The 6,789-nt window shown below is 68.0% G+C and carries 6 protein-coding genes; 4 read left to right on the forward strand and 2 right to left on the reverse strand.

Going from position 1 to position 6,789, the window contains the following annotated elements; all coding sequences use genetic code 11:
- Positions 1–88: 88 nt before the first annotated feature.
- Positions 89–730 carry an MBL fold metallo-hydrolase gene (locus NQ036_RS11910; RefSeq protein ID WP_257048765.1) on the reverse strand — a complete coding sequence of 214 codons (642 nt, stop codon included), beginning with the start codon at positions 728–730 and terminating at the stop codon, positions 89–91.
- Positions 730–1,821 carry an S-(hydroxymethyl)mycothiol dehydrogenase gene (locus tag NQ036_RS11915; RefSeq protein WP_257048764.1) on the reverse strand — a complete coding sequence of 364 codons (1,092 nt, stop codon included), beginning with the start codon at positions 1,819–1,821 and terminating at the stop codon, positions 730–732. Before NQ036_RS11915 ends, NQ036_RS11910 begins: the two co-directional genes overlap by 1 nt.
- A 260-nt stretch (positions 1,822–2,081) precedes the next feature.
- Between NQ036_RS11915 and adhP the strand changes: the two genes are divergently transcribed.
- The 4 genes from adhP (at position 2,082) to NQ036_RS11935 (ending at position 6,566) form a co-directional block, all read left to right on the forward strand.
- Positions 2,082–3,104: an alcohol dehydrogenase AdhP gene (gene adhP / locus NQ036_RS11920; RefSeq protein WP_257048763.1), complete on the forward strand. Its 1,023-nt coding sequence runs from the start codon at positions 2,082–2,084 to the stop codon at positions 3,102–3,104.
- Positions 3,105–3,253: 149 nt separating this feature from the next.
- Positions 3,254–4,738: a cysteine--tRNA ligase gene (gene cysS, locus NQ036_RS11925; RefSeq protein WP_257059181.1), complete on the forward strand. Its 1,485-nt coding sequence runs from the start codon at positions 3,254–3,256 to the stop codon at positions 4,736–4,738.
- Positions 4,738–5,685 (forward strand): 23S rRNA (guanosine(2251)-2'-O)-methyltransferase RlmB, encoded by a 948-nt coding sequence (gene rlmB / locus NQ036_RS11930; protein ID WP_257048760.1) that lies wholly within the window; start codon positions 4,738–4,740, stop codon positions 5,683–5,685. Before cysS ends, rlmB begins: the two co-directional genes overlap by 1 nt.
- A gap of 116 nt (positions 5,686–5,801) precedes the next feature.
- The gene (locus NQ036_RS11935) at positions 5,802–6,566 is read left to right on the forward strand and encodes a YceI family protein (protein ID WP_257059184.1); all 765 of its coding nucleotides are present in this window, start codon (positions 5,802–5,804) and stop codon (positions 6,564–6,566) included.
- Positions 6,567–6,789 lie beyond the last annotated feature (223 nt).

Genomic DNA, 6,789 nt, shown 5'->3' on the forward strand with positions numbered 1-6,789 from the left:
AACAGACCGCCGGGCGCTGTGCTGTCCGGCTGTGTCAGCCGCGGGGCCTGACTCGTCCCCGCGAACCATGTGTGCTCGGGGAACGTGCTCAGTGGCCGCGGGCGATCCACTCGTCCAGGTGGCCGGATTCGGCCGCGATCGAGGTGGAGTCCCCGTGTCCGGTGAGTACGGTGGTCTCTTCTGGCAGGCTGAGCAGCCGGTCCCGGATCGACTCGATGATCGTCTCGAAACTCGAATAGGACCGTCCGGTTGCTCCCGGCCCACCGTTGAACAGCGTGTCACCGGTGAATACCACAGGCCCCTCGGCGGCCCCCGAAAGGATGAAACAGGTCGACCCGGGGGAGTGCCCCGGCGTGTGCACGGCCCGCAGGGTGACTCCGGCCACCGGGAATTCGTCCCCGTCCGCGATGTCCCCATCCGGTGCCGTTCCGGGGTGGACCATTTCCCACAGCATCAGATCCGCATGGTTGAGGAGGACCGGCGGATCGCCCAGCGCGGCCTTGGCGTCAAGTGCGGCACGGACGTGATCGTCGTGCCCGTGGGTCAGCAGGATCGCCTTGACCCGGCGCCCGCCTACCGCCCGGGCGACCTCGGAGCTCGAATGCGCGGGATCGATGACGATCACCTCGGAGTCGTCGCCGACGATCCACACATTGTTCTCCACCTCCCAGGTGCCGCCGTCGAGCGAGAACGTCCCCGCTGTCTGCAGGCGCTCGATCCGCGCGGCCATCAGAACTCCACCACGGAGCGCAGGACCTCGCCGCGGCCCATCTTCTCGAAGGCCTGTTCGACCTGGTCGAGTGAGATGCGCTCGCTGACGAACTTCTCCAGCGGCAGGCGGCCCTGCTTGTACAGATCGACGAGCATGGGGAAGTCGCGTTCGGGCAGGCAATCGCCGTACCAGGCGGACTTCAGGCTGCCACCGCGGCCGAACACATCGGCCAGGGGCACGCTCAGTTCCATCTCGGGGGTGGGCACGCCCACCAGCACGACGGTGCCGGCCAGATCGCGGGCATAGAAGGCCTGCCGCCAGGTTTCGGGCCGGCCCACGGCGTCGATCACGACATCGGCGCCGAAGCCCGCGGTCAGTTCCTGGACCGCGGCGACGACCTCGTCCTCGCTCAGGCCCTTGGAGCAGATGGTGTCGGTGGCGCCCAGCTCGGTGGCGGCGGCCAGCTTCTTCTCATCGAAGTCGATCGCGATGATCGGACTGGCCCCGGCCAGCCGGGAACCGGCGATCGCGGCATCGCCCACGCCGCCGCAGCCGATCACGGCCACCGACTTACCGCGGGTCACGCCGCCGGTGTTGACGGCGGCGCCGATCCCGGCCATGATGCCACAGCCGAGCAGGCCGACGACTGCGGGATCGGCCTCGTCGACCTTCGTGCACTGTCCGGCGGCGACCAGGGTCTTCTCCGCGAAGGATCCGATGCCAAGGGCGGCCTCGAGCTCGGTGCCGTCGGTCAGCGTCATCTTCTGAGTGGCGTTGAAGGTCGCGAAGCAGTACTGCGGTTCGCCCCGTTTGCACGCGCGGCATTCACCGCACACCGCACGCCAGTTGAGGACGACGAAATCGCCGACGGCCACGTGGGTCACGCCGGGCCCGATTTCGGATACGACGCCGGCGGACTCATGGCCCAGCAGATACGGGTAGTTGTCGCCGATCCCGCCCTGCCGGTAGTGGAAGTCGGTATGGCACACGCCGCAGGACTTGACGTCGACGACGACCTCGCCCGGCCCCGGGTCGGGGACGACGATATCGGTCAGTTCGGTCGGCTCTCCCTTGGCCCTGGCGATGATTCCCTTGACGATGGTGGGCATGCACTCTCCATTACGATCTGGCGCGACTGCGCGGCAAAACAGGTGTGTGGTCATCACCACAGATGTGGTCGGTCCAGTCTATGGACGCATAAACGCATCGTGCAACGTGCATGCAACTGGGGCCCGCCTACGGTGGTGCCACCGCACGAACAAGGGGCCGCCCGCTCACAGTGGATCGGGCCCGGCGCCAACGTCGAAGAAGACGCGACCCGGCACCGGAGGCTTTCAGCCCCAGCGGTACAAGGGAACACGGAGGAATCATGACCACGATGAAATCGGCCGTCGTCAAGCAATTCGGCCAGGACCTCGACGTCAACAAGGACGTCGAAATCCCCACCCCGGGCCGCGGCCAGGCACTCGTCAAGCTCATCTCGTCCGGCGTCTGCCACACCGACCTGCACGCCGCGGAGGGCGACTGGCCGGTCAAGCCGACCCCGCCATTCATTCCCGGCCACGAGGGTGTGGGCCGCGTCGAGGCGATCGGCGAAGACGTGACCGACGTGGCCGTCGGCGATCTGGTCGGCAACGCCTGGCTGTGGTCGGCCTGTGGTGACTGCGAGTACTGCCGGACCGGCTGGGAGACCCTGTGTGAACAGCAGGTCAACGGCGGGTACTCCGTCGACGGATCCTTCGGCGAGTACATGCTCGTCGACACCAAGTTCGCCGCACGCATCCCCGAGGGGTCCGACCTCAACGAGATCGCCCCGGTGCTGTGCGCCGGCGTTACGGTCTACAAGGGCCTGAAGATGACGGGGGTGCGACCCGGTCAGTGGGTCACGATCTCCGGCATCGGCGGGCTGGGCCATATCGCGGTGCAGTACGCCGTGGCGATGGGCATGCGGGTGGCCGCAGTCGACGTCGCCGATGACAAGCTGGCGCTGGCCAAGAAGCACGGTGCCGAGGTCCTGGTCAACGCGATGAGCGGCGATCCGGCCGCGGAGATCCAGGAGAAGACCGGGGGCACCCACGGCGTGCTGGTCACGGCAGTGCACCCCTCGGCCTTCGGACAGGCGATCTCCATGACCCGTCGCGGCGGCACGATCGTCTTCAACGGTCTGCCCCCGGGCGAGTTCCCCGCACCGATCTTCGACATCGTGCTCAAGGGCCTGACGATCCGCGGATCGATCGTCGGCACCCGGCAGGACCTGGAGGAGGCGCTGGACTTCTACGCCCGCGGCCTGATCCACCCGACCTTCCACACCCGCAGCCTCGAGGACATCAACCAGGTGCTCGACGAGATGAGGCACGGCAAGATCGAGGGCCGCGTCGTCATCGAATACTGAGTCGGGAGTACTGAGTCGGGAGATCACGGAGGGATCGGCGCCGGCCGGTTCGAGAGCGGAGGCCCCGCGGAGGTGAGTGTGCGCACTCACGTCCGCGGGGCCTCGGCCGTGGGCGCGGACGCCCGGCCGTTGCCGGTAGACTGGGGTCCGTGACTATTGCGCTGTACAACACCCAGACCCGCACGGTAGAACAACTGCGGCCCATCACCCCGGGCCGGGTCGGGATCTACGTCTGTGGCGCCACTGTGCAGGGTGCCCCGCACATCGGGCACATGCGCTCGGCCGTGGTCTTCGACCAGCTGCGCCGCTGGCTGACCTACCGGGGCCTCGACGTCACCCTGATCCGCAACGTCACCGATATCGACGACAAGATCCTGAGCAAGTCGGTCGAGGAGGGCAGGACCTGGTTCGCCCACGCGTACCATTACGAGCGCGTCTTCACCGCCGCCTACGAGGCGATGGGCGTGCTGGCGCCGGACTACGAGCCCCGCGCCACCGGCCACGTGCCGGAGATGATCGAGCTGATCGGGCGGCTGATCGATGCCGGCCATGCGTATCCCGCCGCCGATGATTCCGGCGACGTCTACTTCGACACCGCATCCTGGCCGGACTACGGGGAACTGACCCACCAGCGCCCCGCGGATATGTCCCCGGCCGACGATGCGCCGCGCTACGGCAAGCGCAGCCCGCAGGACTTCGCCCTGTGGAAGGGCCACAAGCAGGGCGAGCCGCTGACAGCCTCCTGGAACACCCCGTGGGGCAGGGGCCGCCCCGGTTGGCACATCGAATGCTCGGCCATGTCGACGAAGTACCTGGGTGCCGAATTCGACATCCACGGCGGCGGTCTCGACCTGCGCTTCCCGCACCACGAGAACGAACTGGCCCAGTCGCGGGCCGCGGGCGACCCCTTCGCCCGGTTGTGGATGCACTCTGGCCTGCTGACCGTCGGCGGGGACAAGATGTCGAAGTCGCTGGGCAATTCGATCTTCGCCCACGAGCTGTTCGCCAAGCTGCCGGCCCTGACTGTGCGCTATTTCCTGTCCACCGCCCACTACCGTTCGGTCCTCGACTTCACCGAGGCCGCGGTGGCCGGCCAGCAGACCGCCCTGGACCGGTTCGCCAACCTGCTGAGCCGCGCCCGCGGCCTGCTCGGCGAGGCCGCCCCGGCCGTGCCCAGCGCGGCGGATGGCTATGCCGGCGTCGCCGCCCGGGTCCCGGATGCCTTCGCCGCGGCGATGGACGACGATCTGGCCATCCCGCAGGCGCTCGCTGTCGCCTTCGAACACCTGGGTGCCGGCTTCAGGGCGCTGGAGATTGCCTCGGCCCCGGGCGCAGGAGCGCAGACCCGTGCCGATCTGGCGCAGATCGTCGGCGAGCTCGAGCTCATGCTCGACATCCTGGGCGTCAACCCGACCGACCCGCACTGGGCGACCGGCGCCGGCGGGGACGACGCGGCACACGCTGCGCTCGACGCGCTGGTGGGAGCACTGGCCGAGGAAAGACTGGCCGCAAAGGCGGAAAAGGACTATGCGCGGGCCGATGGGATCCGTGCTCGGCTGGCGGAGGCCGGAGTGGCCATTGAGGACACCCCGGCTGGCTACCGCTGGCAGCTGAAAGACGAGGAGCAGGACTGATGGCCGCACAGGGGCGCCCCGGCGCGATGAAGAAGACGAAGAAGGGCCCGACCAAGGGCTCCGGTGGTAAGGGCCGACGGTCGCTGGAGGGTAAGGGCCCGACGCCCAAGGCCGAGGACCGGGTCTACCACAAGGCCTATCAGGCCAAGCAGGATCGGCAGAAGAAGGACGCGGCAGGCCGGGCGCGACGGCACAAGCGCGAACGCGGGGTCGACACGGTGGCCGGGCGCAATTCGGTGCTCGAGGCGCTGCGACAGGGGATTCCCGCGACCGCTCTCTATGTGGCCCACCGGATCGAATCCGACGATCGGGTCCGGGAGATCATCGCGCTGGCGGCCGAACAGGGCATTAGCATGCTCGAGGCCACGAAGCCGGACCTGGACCGGCTGACCGACGATGCGATCCACCAGGGCGTGGCCCTGCAGGTTCCGCCGTACTCCTATGCCCACCCGGACGATTTGCTGGAACTGGCGGCCGAACGCTTCGAGACCCCGCTGTTGGTGGCGCTCGACGGGATCACGGATCCGCGCAACCTGGGTGCGATCGTGCGCTCGACCGCGGCCTTCGGCGGGCACGGTGTGATCATCCCCGAGCGCCGCGCTGCGTCGATGACGGCGGCGGCGTGGAAGACCTCGGCGGGTGCGGCCAGCCGGATTCCCGTGGCCCAGGTGGTCAACCTGGCCAGGGCCCTGCAGGAGTTGAAGAAGCAGGGCGTGTTCGTCCTGGGCCTCGATATGGACGGCGACGTCGAACTTCCCTCATTGAGCTTCGCCAAGGAGCCCATCTGCATCGTGGTCGGTTCGGAAGGCAAGGGGATCTCGCGGCTGATCGGCGACATCTGCGATCAGATCGTGTCGATTCCGATCTCCGCCGCGACCGAGTCCCTCAACGCCGGCATCGCCGCGGCCGTCACCCTCTACGAGGTGGCGAAGAACCGGGCGCAGTAGCCGGAGCTGTGCCGTCCCCGCCCATGCCCGGGCGGAACGTCCATAGCCTGGTGATTGACAGTTCAATCACAGCTGCAGGGCAGTTCCCGGTCAGACCCGGTCCGTAGGCTGCGGCCATGACTGATCCGGCCGCATCGCGCAGACCCTGGTACGCCCGTCCCCTGCCCTGGGTGGTGACGGCGGTTGTCGTCGCCCTCCTGGCCGTAGCGGCATTCGCCCTACCGGCCATCTACGCGCGCAGCCAGAATGCGGGGGCACCGGAATCCTTCGATTCGGCGGAGCCTGCGGAGGCGGCGGGCGAATCGTCCGGAACAACCGGGACCGGTGGGCCGCCGGCCGGAGCCGCCGACCTGGTCGGCGCCTGGCGGGTCTCCGAAGGATCCCAGGCCGGCTACCGCGTGGACGAGGTCCTCAACGGCAATGACTTCACCGTCGTCGGCCGGACCTCCAAGGTGACCGGGGAAATGACTGTCGAGGACAGCGGACCGGCCCTCGCAAAGGGCACGGTCACAGTGGACTTGGCTTCGGTGAAAACGGACTCGGAGCGCCGTGACGGGTACTTCTCCTCCCGGGCGATCGACACGAAGGCCCATCCTCAGGCGTCCTTCACGCTGGGCGAACCCGTCGACCTGGGCCGGGCCCTGGCCGGGGCCACCGGCGATTCGATCGAACTCGAACTCCCGGGGGAGCTGGAGATGAACGGGCAGAAGAAGCCCCTGACCGCCAAAGCGCGTGCCGGTGTCGACGGCGGCGGGCTGAGCCTCACGGGCAGTGTGCCCGTGACCTGGGCCGACTTCGACGTCGCGGCTCCGAACCTGGGGTTCGTCAAGGTCGAGGATTCGGGGACGGTGGAGTTCTCCCTCAAACTGGCCAAGGGCTGAGACCCGGACAGGGGCGCGCGGTCGCAGGCTGTTAGAACCGGTATCGGCGTCATCGCATACGGAAACCTGCAGGGCATGCGCATATATGCGCATGCCCCCTCTTTGCCAAGCTGGTTGTGAGTCAGTCACGATCAAGCAAAGGAGAGTGATCTCGCATGGTCAGCGTTGTGGGATTCACCGTCGAAGAGGTCCGTGAGTTCGTTCGCGAGTACGAGCGTCAGCC

Origin of the sequence: Brevibacterium sp. 91QC2O2 (assembly GCF_024580695.1) — a bacterium.
Classification (GTDB): Bacteria; Actinomycetota; Actinomycetes; order Actinomycetales; family Brevibacteriaceae; genus Brevibacterium; species Brevibacterium moorei.